This is a genomic window from Chitinophaga sp. 9-1-y, assembly GCF_059511905.2.
Map to the genome: position 1 here is coordinate 2133431 of NZ_CM197955.1, position 22820 is coordinate 2156250.

18 protein-coding genes are annotated in these 22820 nt (G+C 45.4%); 12 read left to right on the plus strand and 6 right to left on the minus strand.

Annotation, left to right across the window (positions count from 1 at the left end; all coding sequences use genetic code 11):
* The first annotated feature begins 40 nt into the window (after positions 1-40).
* The 4 genes from AC5ZC7_RS08365 to AC5ZC7_RS08380 are packed head-to-tail and all read left to right on the plus strand — an operon-like array spanning position 41 to position 7151.
* Entirely contained in the window at positions 41-2191 is a 2151-nt protein-coding gene (locus tag AC5ZC7_RS08365) for an outer membrane protein assembly factor BamB family protein (RefSeq protein WP_496162698.1), read from the plus strand.
* Between the two features lie 35 nt (positions 2192-2226).
* A complete protein-coding gene (locus tag AC5ZC7_RS08370) occupies positions 2227-3141 on the plus strand; it encodes a TIM barrel protein (protein ID WP_496162699.1) in 915 nt (304 codons plus the stop codon).
* Between the two features lie 32 nt (positions 3142-3173).
* On the plus strand, positions 3174-5324 hold the full coding sequence (locus AC5ZC7_RS08375) for an SUMF1/EgtB/PvdO family nonheme iron enzyme (RefSeq protein WP_496162700.1): 2151 nt from the start codon (positions 3174-3176) through the stop codon (positions 5322-5324).
* A 57-nt stretch (positions 5325-5381) separates the two neighbouring features.
* The gene (locus tag AC5ZC7_RS08380; protein ID WP_496162701.1) at positions 5382-7151 is read left to right on the plus strand and encodes an SGNH/GDSL hydrolase family protein; all 1770 of its coding nucleotides are present in this window, start codon (positions 5382-5384) and stop codon (positions 7149-7151) included.
* A 295-nt stretch (positions 7152-7446) separates the two neighbouring features.
* Here AC5ZC7_RS08380 and AC5ZC7_RS08385 read toward each other — a convergent pair whose 3' ends face one another.
* From AC5ZC7_RS08385 to AC5ZC7_RS08405, 5 genes are read right to left on the minus strand one after another with little or no spacing between them, the layout of a single operon-like run.
* On the minus strand, positions 7447-8205 hold the full coding sequence (locus tag AC5ZC7_RS08385) for a LytTR family transcriptional regulator DNA-binding domain-containing protein (protein WP_496162702.1): 759 nt from the start codon (positions 8203-8205) through the stop codon (positions 7447-7449).
* Entirely contained in the window at positions 8202-9278 is a 1077-nt protein-coding gene (locus AC5ZC7_RS08390) for a histidine kinase (RefSeq protein WP_496162703.1), read from the minus strand. Before AC5ZC7_RS08390 ends, AC5ZC7_RS08385 begins: the two co-directional genes overlap by 4 nt.
* A gap of 17 nt (positions 9279-9295) precedes the next feature.
* The gene (locus tag AC5ZC7_RS08395) at positions 9296-10270 is read right to left on the minus strand and encodes an NAD-dependent epimerase/dehydratase family protein (protein WP_496162704.1); all 975 of its coding nucleotides are present in this window, start codon (positions 10268-10270) and stop codon (positions 9296-9298) included.
* A gap of 5 nt (positions 10271-10275) precedes the next feature.
* Positions 10276-11079, minus strand: coding sequence for an SDR family NAD(P)-dependent oxidoreductase (locus AC5ZC7_RS08400; protein WP_496162705.1), 804 nt, complete (start codon positions 11077-11079; stop codon positions 10276-10278).
* 5 nt (positions 11080-11084) lie between these two features.
* Complete coding sequence (locus tag AC5ZC7_RS08405; protein WP_496162706.1) at positions 11085-11708, minus strand: START domain-containing protein; 624 nt, start codon at positions 11706-11708, stop codon at positions 11085-11087.
* 192 nt (positions 11709-11900) lie between these two features.
* On the opposite strand from AC5ZC7_RS08405, the gene AC5ZC7_RS08410 reads away from it, so the two are divergent.
* The 8 genes from AC5ZC7_RS08410 to AC5ZC7_RS08445 all read left to right on the plus strand — a co-directional run bounded on the left by AC5ZC7_RS08410 (position 11901) and on the right by AC5ZC7_RS08445 (position 21068).
* Positions 11901-13013: a tetratricopeptide repeat protein gene (locus AC5ZC7_RS08410; protein WP_496162707.1), complete on the plus strand. Its 1113-nt coding sequence runs from the start codon at positions 11901-11903 to the stop codon at positions 13011-13013.
* A gap of 163 nt (positions 13014-13176) precedes the next feature.
* Positions 13177-14775 carry a family 20 glycosylhydrolase gene (locus tag AC5ZC7_RS08415; RefSeq protein ID WP_496162708.1) on the plus strand — a complete coding sequence of 533 codons (1599 nt, stop codon included), beginning with the start codon at positions 13177-13179 and terminating at the stop codon, positions 14773-14775.
* An 18-nt stretch (positions 14776-14793) separates the two neighbouring features.
* Complete coding sequence (locus AC5ZC7_RS08420) at positions 14794-15588, plus strand: DUF6597 domain-containing transcriptional factor (protein ID WP_496162709.1); 795 nt, start codon at positions 14794-14796, stop codon at positions 15586-15588.
* 76 nt (positions 15589-15664) lie between these two features.
* Positions 15665-16036, plus strand: a complete 372-nt coding sequence (locus tag AC5ZC7_RS08425; protein WP_496162710.1) for a VOC family protein — start codon at positions 15665-15667, stop codon at positions 16034-16036.
* Between the two features lie 211 nt (positions 16037-16247).
* Positions 16248-17291 carry a helix-turn-helix domain-containing protein gene (locus AC5ZC7_RS08430; RefSeq protein ID WP_496162711.1) on the plus strand — a complete coding sequence of 348 codons (1044 nt, stop codon included), beginning with the start codon at positions 16248-16250 and terminating at the stop codon, positions 17289-17291.
* 420 nt (positions 17292-17711) lie between these two features.
* Positions 17712-19886 carry a lanthionine synthetase LanC family protein gene (locus AC5ZC7_RS08435; protein ID WP_496162712.1) on the plus strand — a complete coding sequence of 725 codons (2175 nt, stop codon included), beginning with the start codon at positions 17712-17714 and terminating at the stop codon, positions 19884-19886.
* Positions 19887-19896: 10 nt separating this feature from the next.
* Entirely contained in the window at positions 19897-20331 is a 435-nt protein-coding gene (locus AC5ZC7_RS08440; protein ID WP_496162713.1) for a MauE/DoxX family redox-associated membrane protein, read from the plus strand.
* A gap of 449 nt (positions 20332-20780) precedes the next feature.
* Positions 20781-21068: a hypothetical protein gene (locus AC5ZC7_RS08445; protein WP_496162714.1), complete on the plus strand. Its 288-nt coding sequence runs from the start codon at positions 20781-20783 to the stop codon at positions 21066-21068.
* Between the two features lie 379 nt (positions 21069-21447).
* On the opposite strand, the gene AC5ZC7_RS08450 is transcribed toward AC5ZC7_RS08445, so the two are convergent.
* Positions 21448-22812 carry a RagB/SusD family nutrient uptake outer membrane protein gene (locus AC5ZC7_RS08450; RefSeq protein WP_496162715.1) on the minus strand — a complete coding sequence of 455 codons (1365 nt, stop codon included), beginning with the start codon at positions 22810-22812 and terminating at the stop codon, positions 21448-21450.
* Positions 22813-22820: the final 8 nt, after the last annotated feature.

Sequence of the window (22820 nt, forward strand, 5' to 3'; positions counted from 1 at the left end):
AAGTATATTTTTAGAGGAACCAGCATCAATACTATTTCCCATGCGTTCCACGATCCTTAGCTTGCCGATAGCTATCTTATTATTATCCTGTACTTCGCGTAGCAATACGCATCGTACCTGGCAGGTATATGGAGGGAGCAGGGAAAATATTCATTATAGTGCCTTAACAGCGCTGGATACCAGCAATGTGGCTAAGCTGCAGGTAGCCTGGGCTTATCATACTGGTGACGCGGAAGAAATGACACAGATACAGGTGAACCCGGTGGTCATAGGCGACCGGCTGTATGGTGTATCTCCCAAATTGAAATTGTTTGCCATCCACGCTGCTTCCGGTAAGCAACTGTGGGTATTTGACCCGGTGAATATATCGGGAGAAGTGAAAGGCAAGGGGTATTTCCAGTACAACGCCTGCCGGGGCGTGGCCTACTATGAAAACGGGACTACCGACCGGCGGATATTTTATACCGCAGGCGCAAAGCTGCATTGCGTTGACGCCGATAAAGGTCAGCTCATTACTTCTTTCGGCGACAGTGGCCGTGTAGACCTGCATCATGATATGGGGCGTAATATGGACCCGCTGTACATTACCTCCACTACCCCCGGCGTTATTTATAAAGACCTTATCATCATAGGCACGCGGGTAGATGAAGAAGCCGGCGGCGCCCCCGGCTATATACGCGCCTACGACGTGCATACCGGCAAGCTGAGATGGATTTTTCATACCATTCCCCAACCAGGGGAAGAGGGCTACGACTCCTGGGAAGACAAAGAAGCCTGGCAACATACCGGCGGCGTGAACGCCTGGGCGGGATTTAGCCTGGATGAAAAAAACGGGGTGGTGTTTGCGCCCATAGGTTCTGCTACGTACGACTTCTACGGTGGTCGTCGGAGAGGTAACAACCTTTTTGCCAATTGTGTACTGGCCCTGGATGCGGCCACCGGCAAGCGGATCTGGCATTATCAAACAGTACATCATGATATATGGGACCGGGATCTGCCCACGGCGCCCATGCTGGTTACTATAAAAAAAGACGGCAAAGCTGTTGCGGCGGTAGTACAGGTGACCAAATCAGGATTCATCTTTTTGCTGGATCAGCAAACCGGGCAACCACTGTACCCTGTAACAGAAACCCCGGTGCCGGCAGATACCGCCCTGCCCGGAGAGTACCTGTCTCCCACACAACCTGTTCCCACTTTTTTCTCCCCTTTTGTCAGACAATCCTTACAGGTAGCAGACCTGAACCGATTGGTACCGGACAGTTCTTACCAGGATATCCTGCACAGACTTGGTACATATAAAACCGGGCATCTCTTTAACCCGCCTTCCCGGCAAGGCACCGTGATTTTCCCGGGCTTCGACGGCGGCGCGGAATGGGGTGGTCCGGCGGTAGATCCCACCACCGGCGTGTTGTATGTCAACGCCAGCGAAATGCCATGGGTGCTCACTATGGTAGACGCAAAAGAAAAGACGGCCACCGTAAAAGAAACACAGTTGCAGGCCGGGCAACGTTTATACACCACCCATTGCATGGCTTGCCATGGTCCGGAACGCAAGGGCAGCAGTAACTTCCCTTCGTTGGTGCATACCCGTGATAAATATAATGAGGCAGCGTTTACCCAGCTGATAGATGGTGGCAGAAGAATGATGCCGGCGTTTAAACAGCTCGACAGCAGCGAGAAAAAGGCATTGGCGGCTTTTATACTGGACATCAAAGCACAACAGTCGCTGGTATTTGTAGCCAGCAAGAAAAACGCAGACCCCTATACAGATTTACCTTACCGGGCAACCGGGTATAATAAATTTTTAACGAAAGAAGGATACCCGGCGGTGTCGCCACCATGGGGCACCCTGAGTGCCATTGACCTCAACACCGGGCAGTTGTTATGGAAAGACACACTGGGCGATTACCCGGAACTGAAGGCCAAAGGGATTCACAGTGGTACGGAAAATTATGGAGGCCCGGTAGTAACTGCCGGCGGTTTGTTATTCATTGCCGCTACGGCCGACAGTAAGTTCAGGGCATTTAACAAAAGAACCGGTGAGCTGTTGTGGGAAACGACTTTACCTGCCTGTGGTTTTGCCACGCCAGCTGTGTACGAAGTAAATGGAAAACAATATGTAGTGATTGCCTGCGGCGGCGGTAAGCTGGGTAAGAAATCAGGCGATACTTATCTCGCTTTTTCACTGTAAAAACGTATCTGTCAACATATAAATTATCTTTTCTTATGAGTATTTCAAGAAGAAGTTTCCTGATGAAAGGTACCCTGGCACTGGCCGGTACCGCACTGCTGCCAAAAGGTTTGCTGGCTGCGGGTGCACCCCAACAAGTACTGGGCATCCAGTTATACTCTATCCGCGAGGATATGAAAAAAGACCCGGCCGGCACGCTGAAACAATTGGCCGCGATGGGGTATAAAAACGTAGAGCATGCGGGTTATGCGTCCCGTAAATTTTACGGCTATGTAGCCAAAGACTTTAAAAAATTATTGGACGACCTGGGCCTGGTAATGCCAAGCGGTCATACCGTTATGGGCAAACAACACTGGGATGCTGCAAAAAAAGATTTTACCGACGAATGGAAATACACGGTAGAAGATGCGGCTGTTGTAGGACAGCATTATGTCATCAGTCCATGGCTGGATGAGAGTTTACGTAAGAATTACGACGACTTCAAAGCCTACATGGACGTATTCAACAAAAGTGGCGCCCTTTGCCAAAAGTCAGGGATGAAGTTTGGCTACCATAATCATGATTTTGAATTCAGCCAACAGCTGAATGGACACAAAATATTTGATCTCATCCTGCAAAGTACAGATCCTTCGCTGGTAGCACAGCAGTTAGATATCGGCAACATGTACCATGCCGGCGGTGTGGCACTGGATATTATTAAGCAATACCCTGGCCGTTTTGAACTGATGCACGTAAAAGATGAAATTAAAACGGAGAAAGGGGAGATGGGGAGCAAGTACGAAAGTACCATACTGGGAAAAGGTATTATCCCGGTGAAAGAAGTGATTGACCTCGGCGAAAAATCAGGCGGCACGCGTTACTTTATTATTGAGCAGGAATCCTACCAGGGACAGGCGCCACTGGATGCCGTACGCGATGACCTGCAAGTGATGCGGAAGTGGGGATATTAATCATTTCATCTATCAGAAAATTAAATAATTGTATGAATGTAATTGCAAGGCTGGTGGCTATGGCAACGCTATGCCTGCCGGTGACCCTCTGTGCGCAAATTCGCTTACAGGGCGCAGAAGGGGAGCTGATAGCCGGGCCGGAACAGCCGTCGCAACGGGCGCAGTGGCTGGACTCACTGCAACGGTGGCGAACACACGAAAAAGACAAGTTGCAATATAACGGGCAAGCCTATGCGCATAAAGCACTGAACTGGATACCGGGTACTTTCATGTATGCCCAGATTATGGCGCATGACCGTTACCTCTATGATCCTGCAACGCGGAAGTATACGGTGAACCGCTTCCTGCATGACCTGGAACAACGCTACGGTGGCCTGGATGCGGTGTTGGTTTGGCCTACGTATCCTAACATCGGGATTGATAACCGCAACCAGTTTGACCTGGTAGCAGATATGCCCGGCGGCAAGGCAGCTCTGCAACAAATGATCCGCGACTTCCACAAAAGAGGCGTGCGGGTATTTTTCCCTATTATGATCTGGGACCATGGCACCCGTCGCATCAGCATTCCCATGGCGGATGAGCTGACAGCGGAAATGAAAGAACTGGGGGCCGACGGCCTGAATGGCGACACGATGCATGGTGTAACAGAAGACTTCAAAGATGCGTATACCCGTATGGGTTATCCCTTGGCATTGCAGCCGGAAATTCATATCGGCGATTTAAAGATGGTGGAGTGGAATACCATGAGTTGGGGCTATTATTGGGAAAAGTGGGGCAGCCCGGACTTCCGGTATGTACCCGGTGTTAGTATATACAAATGGCTGGAACCGCGCCACCAGGTACATGTTACCAATCGCTGGGCCATCGATAAAACAGACGACCTGCAATATGCTTTCTTCAATGGCGTAGGTTATAACGCCTGGGAAAATATATGGGGTATCTGGAACCAGGTACCACCGCGGTACGCAGCGATGATCCGCAGTATACGGGAGATATACCGGCAGTTTCCGGAAGTGTGGAACAGTTCCGGTTGGGAGCCGCATATTGCTACGTTGCAACCGGGCGTTTTTGCCTCTAAATTTCCAGGAACTAACGCTACCGTATACACGCTGGTGAACCGTGATAGTACTGATAAAACAGGTCCGCAACTTACGCTCGAAGGCAAGCCTGGCGACCGCTACTATGATGTGTGGAATGGACAAGAGCTGAACGCCGTAAAAGCGGGCGATAAAGTAACACTCAGCTTTCGCATACCGGGCCGTGGTTTTGGCGCTGTTGCCGTCATTCCGGCAACGGCTCAGCACAAAACACTGGCGGGCTTCCTGGCTGGCCGGCAACAGTTGTTGTCTACCCCATTGGAGCAGTTGCCTGCTACCCGTGCACCACTGACGCAGCAAATAACACCTATACCTGCCACCAAAAAGGCGAAAACGACGCCGGAAGGTATGGTATATATCCCCGCGGCCCCGGTCTACCAATTTGTATCTACGGGGGTGATGATTGAAGGGAATGAGTTGCCGGACGCAATAGGAGTACAATATCCCTGGGAGGAGCATCCGCAACGTACGCATACAAAAGAGATGACGATGGACGCGTTTTATATAGACCGTTACCCCGTCACCAACCGTCAGTTTAAGCAATTTATGGATGCCACTCATTATCGCCCGGCAGATAATCATAACTTCCTGAAGGATTGGAAAAATGGTACCTATCCTGCCGGCTGGGAACAGCAGCCGGTTACCTGGGTGAGCATAGAGGATGCCAGGGCTTATGCTGCCTGGGCAGGCAAGCGGCTGCCGCATGAATGGGAATGGCAATATGCCGCACAAGGTACCGACGGACGCCTCTATCCCTGGGGTATGACAGCCGACAGCAGCCGGATTCCTCCCGCAGATACAGGTCGTGTGTTGACAGGGCCGGCTAACGTAAATGCCTGTACCACCGGCGCCAGTCCTTTTGGCGTGATGGATCTTACCGGTAATGTATGGCAATGGACCGATGAATATGCAGATGAACATACCCGCTCAGCGGTATTGAAGGGCGGCAGTTATTACCACCCTCAAACATCTTACTGGTACTTTCCACAAGCGCAGCAATTGACACAACATGGCAAATACCTGTTGCTGTCGCCTGGCATGGACCGTGCCGGCACACTTGGATTCCGCTGTGTGGTAGATCAATGATATTATAACTATGGGCGCTCGTTCTCAGAATGATGGCAGCCACGAAAAAATGCACGTATGAAAACAACAATACTGGTGGGTACAGCACTGCTTTTTATGCTGGTGAATATATGTACTGCACAAACAGGCCGTAAATTTAAGAGCTGGGAGCCCGCTACAGATAACAGCGTATACGCGCTGGAAGGGCAGGGATGGCGCGGCAGCTCAGATGATTATTATACCCGGCTCCCGCCGGCAGCAAAAAACAAAGTACGCGATCATGTATGGAATTTATCGCGCAATAGCGCAGGGCTGAGTATACGTTTCAAAACAGACGCGGATGAAATTGTAGTGAAATACGGTATCCGGGGAGACGTTAGTATGCCTCATATGTCTGCAACCGCTGTGAGTGGCGTTGATTTGTATGTTAAAACTATTGATGGCAGATGGGTGTTTTGCTCTGGCCAATACGACTTTGACAGTACCGTTGTTTATCGGTTTAAGCACCTGAAAAAAACAGATCAGCATGTAAAGAATGTTGAATATACGTTGTTTCTGCCTTTATATAACTCCGTGAAATCGTTGAGTATATCGGTGCCGGAGGAGAGTGATTTTAAACCCATGCCGGTTCGTACAGAAGCGCCTGTAGTAGTATACGGGACTTCTATTGCGCAAGGCGGTTGTGCTTCCCGGCCTGGTATGGCCTGGACCAACATCCTGGAACGCAAGTTAGACCGGCCGGTGATTAACCTGGGTTTTTCCGGCAATGGACGCATGGAAAAAGAAGTGGCAGCCTTCCTGGCGCAAATACCGGCCAGCCTGTATGTGCTGGACTGCATGCCTAATTTGACACCGGCAGAATATACGGAAGCTGACATAAGAAGACGTACCGCCGAGTGCGTTCAACTGTTGCAGGAGCAGCGCCCGGGCATACCCATATTACTGACAGAGCATGATGGATATACCAATGAAACGAATGTAGAACGTACAGACTCCTACGTGCGTGCCAATAAAGCGTTGCGGGAGGTAGTTGATTCTATGTTAAAAGCCGGGGTTAAAAATATTACCCTGCTCACCAAAGATGAGATTGGCCAGGACCCCGATGCCATGGTAGATGGCACTCACCCCAGTGACCTGGGCATGATGGCTTACGCCAACGCCTATACTAAAAAGATCCGCGGTATATTTAAAGAAAAAGACGGCAACACGGTTACCACTACACCCGTTACACAACGTCGCGATGCCAGTAACTACGACTGGGAAACCCGTCACTATGAAGTGTTGGCATATAACAAAGCAAATTCACCTAAAGTACTCTTTATTGGCAATTCCATTACCCACTTCTGGGGTGGCAACCCGGTATCTTCGGTGGTCAGGGGCAGTAGTTCCTGGAATAAGTATTTTGCGCCCAAACAGGCCGTTAATATGGGCTTTGGCTGGGATCGGGTAGAGAATGTGCTGTGGCGCATGCAGCATGGTGAACTGGATGGTATCCGGCCTGCCTACATTGTGTTGATGATTGGCACTAATAATCTTCAGCTCAATACCGATACCGAAATTGTAGACGGATTGAAAAACCTGTTGCTGGTAATGCAAGAGAAGCAGCCTGCTGCCAAAATTATATTAATGGGCATTTTGCCGCGCCGGAATATGGAAGCGAGGGTGGAGGGTATTAATAAGTTAATTGCCCGTATTCCTGCAAATGGTAAAATTCAATTTGCCAATGCGGGATCATTGTTTTTACAGGCAGATGGAAAACTACAGGAAAACCTGTTTTCCGACGGATTACATCCTAATGAACAGGGATATGAAAAACTGGGCGCTTTTATTGATAAGTACCTGAAGTAATAGATACCATGAGAAGGGAACCGCAAAGGGTCACTATATAATTGCCGGAAAATGGGTACATCCTGGTGATGCAGCACCCCGGTTATTTCTGCACCGGTATATGGGAATGCATCCGTTGTCATCCCTTAATTATATAAAAATATTGAAAAAGCTGGAAAAGCGAATTTTGTCTTGACCAGGATTAGACTGATTAAACTGATTACGGGAATATTTTTTCATCTTATAAAATCATAAAAAAACATCAAAATCAGTTTAATCAGTCTAATCCTGGTCAAGACAAAATTCGCTTTGTTCCTTATACTTCCTGCCCTTCGAGCCAGCTTTTGAATTCCGTAACCCTTTCACGGCTAATAATAACATCAGTATCAACATCGGGTGCTAATTGAAGAATTAATCTACTATTGTAGTAAGTGGTTATTTTTTTAATGGCATCTATATGAATAATGAATTGCCGGTTAATACGAAAGAACTGATTCTTATCCAGTAGTTTTTCTATCTGGTCCAGCGAATAGTCCAGCGGTACCCGCTGATTAGTAGCCGTGGTAGCCCAGGTAGTACCTTTGGCGAATTGCAGCCAGGCAATATCTTTTGCTTTCACATAAATGAGCTGGTTATTGATACGGCCAATAAAACGGGTGCTGTCGCGGCGCAGGAACTCTTCTGCCAGTTTACTGATATCTACTGTATAGTTGTTGGCGGGTCTGAATTGTTCGTATTTTTTCAGGGCATTGCGCAGTTCTTCCAGGTCAATAGGCTTCATTAAATAGTCGATGCTATTTACTTTGAAAGCCTGCAGGGAAAAGCCATCATAGGCTGTGGTGAATATAATGGGTGTGCGGACTTTCGTTTTATTGAACAGCTCAAAGCAGTTGCCATCTGACAATTGTATATCCATCAGCATCAGGTCTACCGGCTGTTTTTGTTCCAGCCATTTTAGTCCTTCTTCTACCGATTCAATCACTGCTACTACTTCTATATCCGGATTACATTTGCGCAATAATTGCGTAAGCCGCTCGGCATTGTGCATCTCATCTTCAAAAATTACTATTTTCATGACGTTGTAATAATGGGTAGTTTTACAATAAACTGGTCGTTTTCCTGGCAAATTTCTATGTTGTTGTTGCTGATCAGCGCGTATCGTTTCTGGATATTTTCCAGTCCTATGCCGGAAGATATTTCCGGGCTGGCTTTTAAACGGATATGATTGGATATGACCAGGAAATTTCCTTCGCTTTTGATGGTGATCAACAATGGATCCTGCGCAGAAAACCGGTTATGTTTAATTGCGTTTTCTATCAGCATTTGCAGGGTGACCGGTGGTATCATCCCTTTTGTTTTTACTTTTTCAGAAATATCGGTTATGAACTGAATGCTTTGCTGGTGGCGGATGCGGATCAGGAAAAGATAAGCATCCAGGAAGTCCAGTTCCGTTTGTACCGGAACCAGGTTTTCGAATTTTTTGTCCAGTATATAGCGATAGGTTTTGGCCAGCTGTGTGATATAGTCGGCCGAAAGATCCGGGCTTTTATATACCAGGTTGGTGAGTACGCTGAGGGAGTTGAAAAAGAAGTGCGGATCTATCTGGTTACGCAGTGCATCGTAACGGGCCTGGATATTTTCGCGCATGAGCCGTTCTGTTTGCAGTTGGTATTCTTTCCATTCGGAATAATAAAAGATGATACCATTGAACGTTAATATCAGCAGGTAAAACATGAAGATACCGAAGTTCAGGTCGTAGCTAAAGCGGCGGAAGCTTTCCCAGGCTTCATAGCGGTGAAACAGTACAATGTCTGCTATGCCGTAGCATAAGCCAAATACAAAGGCTACCAGCATACCATATATGATCTGGCTGCTACAGAGGAATACCAGGCGGCTGGCCGGTTTCTGCTGCTGTGTTTTTTTCTCTACCGTCCGGGCCAGCCAGGTGGCGCCCTCCCAGGCGATTAGTCCGAACAGGACATAAAAAATACTGAACACCTGTCCCCTTAAATCCATCATCTGCAACCCGGTGGTGAAGGTGTGATCGAAGGATTTGAAGATGGTACTGAAGGTGTACAGAATCAGTATCCTGGACAGATACAGAAATACTTTGCTTGAAAATAATTTTTCGTTTCCCTGAAAATTCATTCCGCGTTTGTATGATACTAAATGTAGTTATTTTCCTTAAACCACGCGAATGCGCCGGAAACGGCGCTTTCTACCGGGGTATATTGCAACTGTAGTTCGCGCTCTGACTTTTTGCCGGAATAATAATTATCCAGGCATAGCATATAGGCTGTGCTGTAATTTAATTTTCCGGAGATACCCGGCAGTGACCCGATCATACCCGCAAACTTCAGCACGAACCCGGGGATGGGGATCAGCAGTTGCCGCTTGCCGGATATCTTTCTCAACAGCCTGAAAAATTCGCCATAGGAGAGGTTTTGACCTGCCAGCAGGTAGCAATCACCTGTTTTGCCTTTTTCGATGGCATTGATAATACCCCGGCATACATCTTTGATATGTACGAAGTTTTTTCCTCCGGGAGGATAGAACAGCAGCCGGTGTTTCAGGCCATAGAGGATGAGTTTACCAGAGCTGGGCTTTACATCGTTTGGGCCTATCATAAAGGTGGGGTTTACCACTACGGCAGGCAATTGTTTGGCGGCCACCTGCTCCAGTACATATTGCTGGGCGAGGTATTTACTGTTGATATAGCCGGAGTTGGCATTGAACAGGGTAAATCCGTTGAGTTCATTACCGGGGTTTGATTTGTTACCCGGACCAATCGTATTGGCGGTACTCACATAAATAAACTGTTTTACCTGGTGGGCGAGGCAGGCCGCGGTAATGTGGCGGGTGGCAATGAAGTTCACCTTTTCATATTCTCCGAAGGAAATGCCCCACTGTTCGGTGATACAAGCCGCATGGATCACAATGTCACAGCCTTTGACGGCATTGAGTACATGTTCGATATTATCGATATGACCAAAGAATACTTCGCAGGGGATGTCGGCAATGCCTTTCAAATCGGCGGCAGGCCGCACAATGATCCGGATATCATACCCCAGTCTATACAGTTCCCGGGTGAGGTTGGAGCCAAGGAAGCCGTTGGCGCCGGTAATCAGTATTTTTTTCATATGTCTTATACAGATAATGCAAATGGTATTTCTTTCTTTACTTCCCGCGACACGATTCTCATTTTCAGTGATAGCGGTAACAACTGCATGAGCAGGTGATTGACTTTATTCATCAGGCCGGGGATGATAACCGGATGTTTTGCCAGCGTGCCTTTGAGGGCTATCCGGGCAATTTCCGGTGTAGGCAGCAGCCCCATTTTTCCTTTACGTCCCTGGCTGATAATGCGGCGGGAGGTATGGGAGTTGGTCATAATAGGGCCTGGATATACCACGCTGACAGATAACCCGGTGCCGGTGAGTTCTTCTTTCAGGCCGAGGAAGAAAGAAGAGATAAATGCTTTGGAAGCCGGGTACACCGTTTTATATGCAATGGGTGTAAAAGCGGCCATGCTGGCAATGTTCATGATATAACTCTGTGGATGCTTCAGCAGGTGAGGGATCAGCAGATGTGTGAGCAATACGGTGCCTCTTACATTGAGCATAATAATATCGTCTATCCGTTTGAGTGAGGTATGGGTAATGGCAGAAGTGCCACCTACGCCGGCGTTATTAATGAGAAAGTTAATGGCATATTGTTCCGTGATGATGTGTAGCTGTTGTTTTAGTATTTCGCTGTCAGACAGGTCAAATTCAAAAACTTTTACGCTCACCTGGTATTCCAGTTCCAGGTTGTGGGCGATGGAAGACAGGTTGCCTCCGGGCAGGGCAAGGAGAATGATATTCATGCCCTTCCTGGCGCAATGGATGGCGAATTCTTTGCCAAGTCCGGAGCTGGCGCCGGTAATCAGTGTGTAAGTAGTTGCAGACATAACCATTATTTTTCCAACAGGTCTTTGAACCGGGTCATTGTTTTGAACAGGTTATCGTGAATAATTGGGTCGGATACCCAGCGGGGTACCTTTTTGCTCCGGTCAGTGGTCACCATATAGGTGATTTTCATTTGTCCGCCTGTGGCCGGTTCCATGATCCATTTGCCTTTGGTGCCCGTAATGCGGGTGGTTTTATCCGGCAAAGGGAAGCGGCTGTCGGCAGTACTTTCGAAGATGACTTCAGCGGTGTTACCGGCGCCGGACAGGTTGCGGTACTGGTAAAGCAGGCAGCAGTCCTGGTCGTCCATGGGCCAGGGGATATTGTACCGTATATAGGTGATCCAATGTTGTTCGTCTGATTGGGGGATTATTTTATAATCGCTGGCATTGGTGTTCCATTGCATACCGCGGGACTGGTCCTTAAAAAGACCAATGACCGTTGGTACCGCAGCTTTAACGAGAAATACGGCTTTTATTTCCCTTACCTTTTCACCACCAGTTCCCGGAATCCACCGTTCATACAGCGTAATCGCTTTATCCTGCTTTACCAGCTTAAACTCGCTGGTATCGCCGAATAAGGAGCGGATAAAGAAGGCGCTGCTGATCAATAAAACAGGTAAGCTTTGCATACGAAATGATTTATGGCAAAAGTGCCACTGGATACGTTGATCACAAACGATTTTCCGCTGAGTTGTGGGATAAGCCCGGTGAACTGTAGAAAATCCGGTTTTATGATAATGGGGCTTTTTGGGTGATCACCTTTTTTCCATATTATTATGGAATATTGTCATGAGGTGAATCATGAAGCTAAATACCTATATATGAAACGATACCTTTCCCTACTGTTCTGTAGCCTTGTCAGTATCATGTCTGCCAATGGGCAAACCAATGCAGAAAAAGCCCATGAAAAAGTAAATGAAGCGGTACTGCTGATGGACAATGGCAAATTAGCGGAATCCCTTCCTTTGTTGGAAGAAGCCATGAAGCTGGATCCGGACAATAATAGTATCCGTTATGAAAAATCTTATGCGCTTTATATGATGAAGGATTATAAAGCTGCCCGTAAAATACTGAAGAAATTAACGGAAGATAAAAGTTTGGGGGCTAATGTTTATCAGCTGTTAGGTAATTCCTATGATGATGATGGAGATCCTAAGCAGGCGATTAAAATCTATGAAGAAGGATTAAGAGAATATCCCGATGCCGGTAATCTTTACCTGGAGCGGGGTATCATGGAAATGAAGGCCAAAGACTATAGCAAAGCATTGAATTTTTTTGAGGCGGGGATAGAAAAGGCGCCGCGTTTTCCTTCCAATTATTACCGTGCAACGAAGTTACTTTGCCTGGCAACAGATGAGAAAGTATGGGGAATGATGTATGGGGAGATATTTATAAACCTGGAGCCCAATACGGCTCGTACGGCTGAAATAAGTAAGCTCTTATTTGATACTTATAAATCGCAGATTACATTTTCCGGAGATACGGGTATTGCTGTTAGCTTCTCGAAGAATAAGACCATCAATATCACCTATAACCCGGATTCGGGCCCCGAAGCCTTGTTAGCGGCGTTAAAGCAGGTGAAAGCGCCCTTTGGTACCGGTGTTTATGAGCCAACGCTGGGCGTTGCCTTAGCAGGAGAACATAGCATTGACCTGGCTTCCCTGAGCCGGGTGCGTGACCGTTTCTTACAGGCATATGATCAGTTGGGACACCAGGAGAAAAGGCCGGTTGTTTTATTTGATTATCAAAACGAATTGAAAGCTGCGGGACACCTGGAGGCCTATAACTACTGGATATTGAGTGAAGGGGACAAGGTGAGTTTTAATCACTGGAAGTTGGAGCATAATGATAAATGGGAACATTTTGTAGATTGGTTTGCTGAGCACCGCCTCACTATTACGGCAGAGAACAAATTTAATATGGCAAAGTACTGAGGATAATTTACTATTTTGTTCGCCGGCCGCTTAAAGGAGCAGAAAGCTGAAGGCGTAAAGCAAAAAGCTATTTTCGCGAATATCTCCGGGACAATAGCTTTTTGCTTTACGCCTTCAGCTTTCTGCTGTTTATAGCAGGTTGGGGGTTAAAACAGTGCAACATATGAAACGTTATCAGTTATTGATTATTCTCTTTTTTATCGTGTCTTCGCTGGCGGCGCAGCAGCGCTGCCCCGTGATACCATTGCCGGTGAAAGCCGCGCCGGGAACCGGCACGTTTAAGATCACCGGGCAGACTATCATCCGGGTGGAAGATACCTCCCTGCGTCCGGTGGCCATGTACCTGCAAGAGGAGCTATGGCGCCGGTATCAACTGCGTGTATCCATCGGAGGTAGTAACAAGGCGGCTGCCATCTTACTAAAAAAAGGGGAAAAGGATGATAACGCGGAGGCCTATACGCTTACGATGACGCCGGCAACAGCGGTGATCACCGCGGCACAACGGGAAGGGGTATTCAATGGTATCATCTCCTTATTGCAACTAACCACCACAGCGCCGGCAGGTAAAGCACTGGCAGTTCCCTGCTGGAACATCAGTGATGCACCTCAATATGGCTGGCGTGGTGTAATGCTGGATGAGTCTAGGTTTTTCTTCGGCAAAGAGAAAGTGAAGTCCCTGCTCAACTGGATGGCCTTTTATAAGTTGAACCGTTTTCACTGGCACCTCACAGATGTGCCGGGCTGGAGGCTGGAAATAAAGAAATATCCATTATTGACAACGGTGGGTGGCATTGGTAATATCAAAGATCCCCGGGCACCGGCAGCTTACTATACCCAGGACGATATCCGGGAAATAGTGGCCTATGCGCAGGCACGCAATATTGTGATCATCCCGGAAATAGATATGCCGGGACATGCGGCAGCGGCCAATCGCGCCTATCCGGCCTTTGATGGGGGAGGTACGTCGCATTATCCGCAGTTTACCTTTAACCCTGGTAAAGAAGGCACCTACCAATACCTGGCGGATATCCTAACGGAAACGGCTCAACTTTTTCCAGCGCAGATGATACATATTGGTGGAGATGAAGTGACCTTCGGCAATGCCGGCTGGGATACTGATAGCGGTGTAACGCGTCTGAAAGCCGCTCATGGCCTGCAAACACGTAAGCAGGTAGAGGACTATTTTATTCAACGTATGGCCGACACCGTATTGGCACTGCATAACCGTGTATTGGCCTGGGATGAAATAGCTACCAGTAATTTGCCCGCTGACCGTACTATTGTATGTTGGTGGCGGCAGGATAAACCAGAGAGCCTGGCGATGGCTCTGCAGAAAGGATATTCCGTGGTATTATGTCCGCGTTTGCCTTTCTACCTGGATTTTGTGCAGGACAGCTCCCATAAAATAGGGCGTCGCTGGAAAGATGGGGAGCTGAATAACCTGTCGGCTGTTTATCATTTTACGGCGGCTGGTCTCCCCGCTATCGCAGTGCATGAATCGTTGATACTGGGGGTGCAGGCTTGTGTATGGACAGAAACGGTGCATAGTAATCAGCGGTTGGATTTCCTCTTATTTCCCCGTATTGCGGCAGTAGCAGAAACCGCATGGACAAGGCCGGAGCTGCGGGACTTCAATAGGTTTAAAGACCGGCTGAAAGTGCAACAGGCATTATATGCAAAGGATGGGCTGTATTATTTTGATTTTTTTGAACCCGGTAAACATACTGAATCCGGGCAGGGGCGTACGGATTATATTGACTAAAAGGTTGTAAATTTAGGTATGTATTACGCAACGTTTCCACCACCACCTCACCTGGCACATGTGATCCGGTTTTTCTGGGTCATGGAAGGAGAGGAGGGATATACCCATCATAACATGGCGGATGCCTGTGTGGAGATGTTGTTTCATTACCGGGGACGTTTTGATGAAATAGAAAACAATGGTAGCCGGAGTGCTTCTTTCACGGCAGGCCTGCATGGCGCCACACATGTCTTGCGCCGGTATACCATTGATGCCGGCTTTGGCATTTTCGGCGTATACTTCTATCCTCAGGCCATACCATTACTTTTTTCGATACCTGCCTCTGCGCTCACGAATACGACTGCGGAGTTGAGTTACCTATTGAAAAGTGCCGGTGTACAGCTGGAAACGGAGATGGCGGAAGCGAAAAGTCATGCGGAGCGTTGCCGGATTATTTGTCGCTTTACCGAACAGCGGATGGCCCGGCGCTATGATGCGGAGCCGCCGGTATTTGCTGCCATCCGGCATATCATTCATCATCAACCAGCCATCTCTATTACGGCGTTATCGAAGCAATACTATCTCTCTGAGCGGCAATTTGAGCGGCAGTTTAAGCAATATGCGGGTTTAACGCCCCGGCTGTTTTCACGTATCATTCGTTTTCAGTCGGCTGCTTCTTTTTACAAACGTGCTGACCTGAGCCTGGGCAGCATTGCACTGGAATGCGGATATTATGATCAGTCGCATTTTATCAGCGACTTTAAAGCATTTTCTGGTTTGCATCCCAAACAGTTTTTCTCCGGTCGTTCTGAGGCGACTGCGTGGCGGGAATAATGTCGGTTTTTTCCAATTTTAAGATAGTCGTGTTCCTCATCTTTGTGTTGCAATATCACCTTAAAATTATGTTATTATGAAACTACCCGAAGGACATCAGCGCGTGATACCTTACCTGATTCTGCAAAATGCAGTGAATTTTTTCGATTTCACCAAAAAAGTATTTGATGCGGAAGAGCGCTACCGCGGCTACCAGGATGATCAGCGTACACTAAGACATGGAGAGATCAGGATCGGCGATGCCACTATTATGTTTGGGCAAAGCAGTGATACCTGGGGAACAGAAAACGCAGGATTGTATATTTATGTGGAGGATGCAGATGCTACTTTTAAAAAAGCATTGGATGCAGGTGCCACCGTAGTAATGCCAGTAGCAGATCAATCTTATGGTCGTTCCGGTGGCGTGAAAGATCCGTTTGGTAATACCTGGTGGATAACAGCGGTATAGCGTATTTGCAAATAAAGTGTTTTATGGACATGCTGGCCTTAGGGCCGGCATTTTTTATTGGGAGTCGTCAATGTTAAGTTTTTATTATCGCCATATTGCCGCAGTAAAGGAAATTAATTTACAAGAATGCGTTGCCTTATAGCAGTGCATTTGACCAGGGAAACGCACCTGCGCCAACCGCGTGCTGTTTGTCTCACCCACTAAATTTACTATGAAAATGTTTATTGATGACTATCCTGCAACAATAAGATTTTTATTATCAACCAAATCTGAAGCAGCAACCGAATCCTCTCCATTGTTACCTGTGCATTACCAGCATAACGCTTTAAGAGGTGCATTTGTAACGTATACAGAAGGAGGATTTGGTTGCTTTGCTACCCAGGAAATACGTAGTGCCCAGTGGGTAATGGGATGGTTGAATTTCTCTATCCGGCAGGCGGCAACGCTGAAATTTTCCGCCAGCAAACCGATGGTGGCATTGGTATGTACGTTGAAAGGGAAAGCCACTTACGAGCTGCCTGGCTATGGCAATTTTACATTGCCTAAGGGGAAGTATGGGTTTTATTATATCCCGGCGCATATCTCCGGTAACATATTCCTCACAGAAGAAGAGCATCATACCGTTTACTTTTCATTTTCGGCGGCCTTTCTGGAATCGTTTGCAGGGCAACATATTAACTTCCAGGAATTGTATGCCGCACAGCAGCAGTTGGTAACAGCCGCCAATGTGCTACCGGTTTTTAAAATCGGTATAGAAGAACGTAAGATCCTGGATGCTATCGGGAACAGTAACCTGACAGGTCCGGCTAAACAAATATTTATGCAGGCGAGGATCAATGATTTGCTGCTGAGTTATTTTTCTTCGCTGGAAGCCAGTGATAAAGGGCGTTTGCGGATAGAAGACCAGCAGGAGCGATTTAAAGAGATCGAAAAATTTATACAGGAGAACTATCATCTGCCGCTTAAAATGCAGTTTTTAAGCCGTAAAGCGGGTATGAACCTGCGTAGTTTTGAGAAAGGATTTAAAGCCAATTTTGGTGTTAAAGCCAAAGAATATATTGAACAGCTACGGGTAAAACTCGCCGCCGAATTACTGAAAAATAGCGACATGCCCATTACGGCGATTGCCTACCACGTTGGATTTGCAGGGACTAATTATTTCTCCTTTGTGTTCCGGAAAATTCAGCATTGTTCGCCGAGAGAGTATAGACAAAGGAATGAAAGCAAGAAAACAGATAAAGGCGAAATATTGTAGGTTTTTATATTCGCGTTTTTGAACATTATTTTAAAATTAATTTTTGATATTTACATAAGAAGGAACGAAAGCACGGAGTTTAATCCCATAGAAACCAACGATAGCGTATTCAATTTGCTGGTATCTTAAGCAAGTAACAGCACCCTCAAAATGACGTGTTTATGCCAATGAAAAACTTCAGGACATTTTTATCAGATACCTGATAACAATGTGTTTGTCCTCCTTTAATACCAATATTATAACATTAAGCATCCAGGGTTAATGCTATGGTACCAGTATAATGCTTCATAATGATCATGGGGCAAGGGGAGAGTATGTGTATTACCCAGGAATGTCAACGATTTTGACTCCCCTTTGTCTTTTTTACAGATTTAGTTTAATAATTGTTTGGTGATATAATAATACCCAAAAGGAGATACTATGTCTAGTCCCGGCCACACAGCTACAGATTTTCCGAAACGGATTTTAAAAGGTACCTATTTAATATTGAAGAGACTTAAATATGACGAAAGAGGATCCGTTTATTTGGCATTGTATTTCCGGAATTTCTGGAGATTGGAAAAGTGTGTTATCAAAGAGGGCGAAGCCTCCACGAATGTTGATATCTATGGAAGAGGCATGAAGGACAGAATTGAATGGCAATCCCATTTGCACAAGAGATTTACCGGATTGATTCCCATTCCATCCTATATAGATTCATTTGAAGAAAACGACCGGCACTACCTGGTCATCGAATATAAGAAGGGCGTTGACTTTTTTGAATGGATCAATACAAAGCATGAATCTGTACACTGGGCATATGTTTCAACCAGTAATAAGAAGGAGATATTGCAGGCGCTTCATACAATTATATCCATCGTAAAAACGATTCATAGTGAAGGGTATGTGCATCGGGATTTATCGGCTACCAATTTTTTAATGGATAAGCATAATCAGGTAATTCCGATTGATCTGGAGCTTTCCTATTCAAAACGGGATGCCTATCCTACACCTCCCTTTACATTTGGAACACCGGGCTATATTTCGCCGCAACAGGAAGGGGGAGTGGTGTTGCCGGATTATCCGGATGATATTTACGCATTGTCGGGGTTAATTATTTTTGCGATTACGGGTACAGAGCCTTCTTTTATAATTGAGCGGAATAGAACTAATCTTTTTAATAAGTTATTCTACCTGTCTAATAGCAGGGAATTGTCTGAGCTGATTATTTCCGGGATAGATCTAATACCAGAAGGTCGTCCTTCTATAACGCATATTGAACAGGTGTTGACGGATTTTGAGCGAACTATTGGATCATCAACACCGGCACTATTTTCCGGTTATCCACCAAATTATATTGTTGCAGGATTATCCGAAGTGATACAACATGGCATAGATGGTATATCTAATCCTATGCTAATGGAGGAGTTTCTCTGGACGTCTGATCTTCTTCCGGATGATAGAACTAAGGAGAGTGGGGAACTTGACCGGGGCATTTATTACAACCTTAATGTTGGTGTATCTGGTGTATTGTATTTTCTCGCTAAGGCAAAACATGCCGGGTACGATATTTCAAGAGCGCTACCTGCTATTGCAAATTCGATTGAATATATCCAGACAGTGGGATCGGATCCCGAAGTCAAGACAACAGGTTATCATTTCGGCAAAACAGGAATAAGCGTAGCCCTTTGTTATGCTGTGAGAGCTGGTTTTGTTGAGCCGACAACTGACATGTTAGCGATTATGGAAGTTTGTTTTTCAGGAAAGCCGGCAGTATTAAATATGATTAATGGCGTAGCGGGTGAGGGCGTAGCCATTCTGCAATGTAGAGATACACTTAATCAGCAGAAAATGGATGAACTACTGCGGGATAAAGTAAGGGAATTGCTTGCCGCGCAGAATAAGGAAGGCTCATGGGATTCGGCCGTTTTATTGGGTGGAAAAGTATGGCCGGAAATGCAAACCGGGTTCGCATATGGAGCAGCTGGAATCATTTTCTTTCTACTGGAGTATTGGAGGATCTATCAGGATTCATCGGTTAAATCTGCAGCTATAAAAGGATTGGCCTGGCTCATGAAAGTGAGACGCTTAAGAAATGGAGCGCTGTATTGGCCGATCAGTAATCTAAGAAAGGAAGAGGTGAAAGGGTGGGGAGAAGGAAGTACTGGTATTGCATTAGTATTCATTAAAGCTTTTGAAGTATTAGGGGATGCAAGTTATAGAGAGGTGGCAGAAGGCGCATTGCGAGTGCGTCCGGCAGCAATCATTAGTTCAAATTTAAGTCAATGTTATGGGCTGAGCGGACTTGGAGAGGTATATCTGGAAGCTTACCGTGTATTTGGCGACAAGTCATGGTATGATAGAGCAACCTGGATTGCAACGTTGATAGTAAACAGAAGAATGGAAAATGAAAACTCGGAGGTCTTTTGGTTGGCACACACGAAAGAATATCCATCAGCCAATTTGTTTTTGGGTGCTGGAGGGGTGTTACATTTTTTATTGCGATACTCGGACCCGGATAGTTATTGTTATCCATTATTGGATACCAGGTTCTTTGAGTCAGCCACCTATTTGGATGTAAAGGTTAATGTTAAGGAGAAACAGATAATGAAGTAAAATATTGAAAATGAATTATAAGAAAGCTATTAATATCATTTCCGCCTTATTGCTGTTGTTATTCCTTTATACAGGACTCAGTAAGATATTGGATTATCAGATATTCAGGATTCAATTAGAAGAATCTCCTCTACTGAAGTCATACTCGGGGGTGATTTCAATTGGATTGCCTTTATTGGAAATTGCGATTTCAGTGCTGTTGCTTTTCGAACGAACAAGATTTTATGGTATCTATAGTGCGGGTGTAATGTTGTTCGTTTTTACCGTATACCTTTCTTACATGATCAGCAATTATCCCCATTTGCCTTGTACGTGTGGAGGTGTAATAACAAGTCTGAGCTGGCCACAGCATTTAATTATGAATATTGTTTTTCTAAGTATGACAATCTGGACATTTTATGTAGATGTTATTAGCAGGCGGAAGGTTTTTCAACAGAATTTATAAGGAGTAGAAACGAGCGTATAGGTTATAGACACAATAAAATTTTTATTAAACGAAACTAAAAGCGAATAGATGAAAAGGATACACCTTCAGGTAGTCAGCTTATTTTTAGTTGGGTTGCTACTTTCTGTTAATCATGCGGCAAAAAGTTCGCTTGATAATTACTATTGGTTTGACGCAAGTGTTAGCGGATATCCAACACTTTATCTGCAGTTTGCTTCATACCCGCCTACTGGATGCTCGTCAGGGGGATATTATTGTGCATTAGGGTACAGTGCTGATCAACTTAGTAGCACCTTCCCAACTATTCAAATAAGACCGGCAGAAATGAGCCATCCAAAGATACAGGTGTTCAAACCATTCCCATAAGAGTATATGAGATGCTGTATTACTATAGCAATTAAAGAATTCCGGAATATCAACTATTATTTAACCATTTTAAACTCAAAAAAATGAAAAAAGTACGTATTGGCGCTATTGCCGCCCTGGTTGCAATTGCAGGTGTAACTGCCGTAAAAGCTAGTAACTTAGCAAGAATTAATTATTTCTGGTTCCTGAAATCAGCTGGACACTATAGCTATGCCCAACAGAGTGCAAATGCACCATCTTCTTGTTCTGCTGGTGCTGTTACTTGTGCAAGAGCATATACTGCTGCACAGGTTACTTTAAAAGCTGGTGTTTATACTATTAAAGCTGGCCAAACTTTGCTTTCTAAACTGACTGCATTTAAACCTTTCTAAGGTGATGTAATCTTTTAGAAGATGCAGAAAGTACGTATTGGTGTTATTGTCACCTTACATGCAGTTGCTGGTATACGGCTGTAAAAGTCAGTATCCTGATTGGAATCCAGTAATTTGGGATCTTGAAATCCGGAGGAGGTATGCCTTTTATATCTGGGTTCTCCTTTTCCGTATCTATGTGACATCGATGGTTCAGTTACCTGTGAGGAACATATAGGACAGCGCAGGACACTTTGAAAACTAGCATTTATGTCATTAAAGTTGATCAAATTTTACTTTCCGGGATTACGGCCTTAAGGCGCTTTAAGGTGGCTCCGGATAACAGGTATCTGCAGCAATTGCAGATACCTGTTATTTTTTGTACGTATTTCCGTTAATGTTACCTATCGTTTTGGGGTATCCCTGAGGCATCAATAACTGACTGAGGTATAGGTAAAGTATATCGTATACTACCTGGTTTTAGTTCATAGGTAGTGCCTGCTTGTTGCCTGAAAATGGACTTTGCAAATTTGGGATCTAAGTTTAAGCGTTTAAGATCATGCCATCTTGTTCCTCTGAAAACAAGTTCTTTTCTTCGTTCGTCAATTATCTTTCTCAATAAGGTATCTTTATCGGTAATATTATCTTTGTATGTACCCGTAACGTATCTTTTGGAGAGTAATACATCCAGGTTTCTTTTGGCGGAACTAATATCTCCCAGTCTGGCATCACATTCTGCCAAAGTAAGGTACAACTCGTCTGTTGCTATGCCAGCAAAGCAGTTATAGGTACTTTCATAACTTCCGCGAAACTGAATTGTTCCATTGATATTGTTAAAAAAAAGAGTTTTTCGTAAATCAGTTTCTTCATACATATTATACAGGGTTGTGTCAACAGAGATGACAGGATAAATAAGGAGTGTGTACCTGTTTATCATCAATGCTTCAAGTATAATCTCATCATTTAGTGGAGGGAAGGGGTAAGCTGCGGTACCATCTACAGCATTATAATCAATAAGTTTTGAATAAATTTTTAGGCTTGCCTCTGCTGATGTTTTGGCATTACTGAAATCATTGGTTGTGAGATATACCTTAGATAGAAGGGCCAACGCTGAAGCTTTAGAAGGCCTTGTTTTAACCGTTGGGAGATCGGGGAGTAACGGAACGGATTCATTCAGATCTTTTATGATTTGCGCATATACTTCACTGTTTGAGCTCCGGACGGAGACAATATTTGGATCGGATGACAGTTTTAATGGAATACTTAATTGTGTATTGGAAGCGGAAGACTCAAAAGCTGGCGCAAATATCTGTGCCAGTTGAAAATGACAGAATGCCCTGAAGAACAAGGCGCTTCCTTTCACCTGATTCCATTGATTTTTTGTTTTAGTATCGGGTGTGATATCCGATACTCCTTCCAATGCCTGGTTGGCATAGTATATTGCCCTGTATGGATAACTCCAATCGGGAACAGTTGGGTTGGTATAAAAATCTTTATTCCATAGATATATATTTCTTTCCTGGATTTGTACGTATTGCCAGTAGGGTTCATTTTCAAAATAATCGTCGCAGGATAGCTGTCCTAATGCGGGCACTATCCCCCCTGCACTATTACTGCCATTTAAAATATCGGTATTGTCCAGTAGGGCTTGATAGTCGTCCAGGTTTTGTGCAATAAAAAGAGATTGTTGTGATTTTACGTTAATCCAATCTTTTTTGCAGGATATAACTATTAAAAGAAAACCAATGAGATATATTTTCTTCATAAGATATT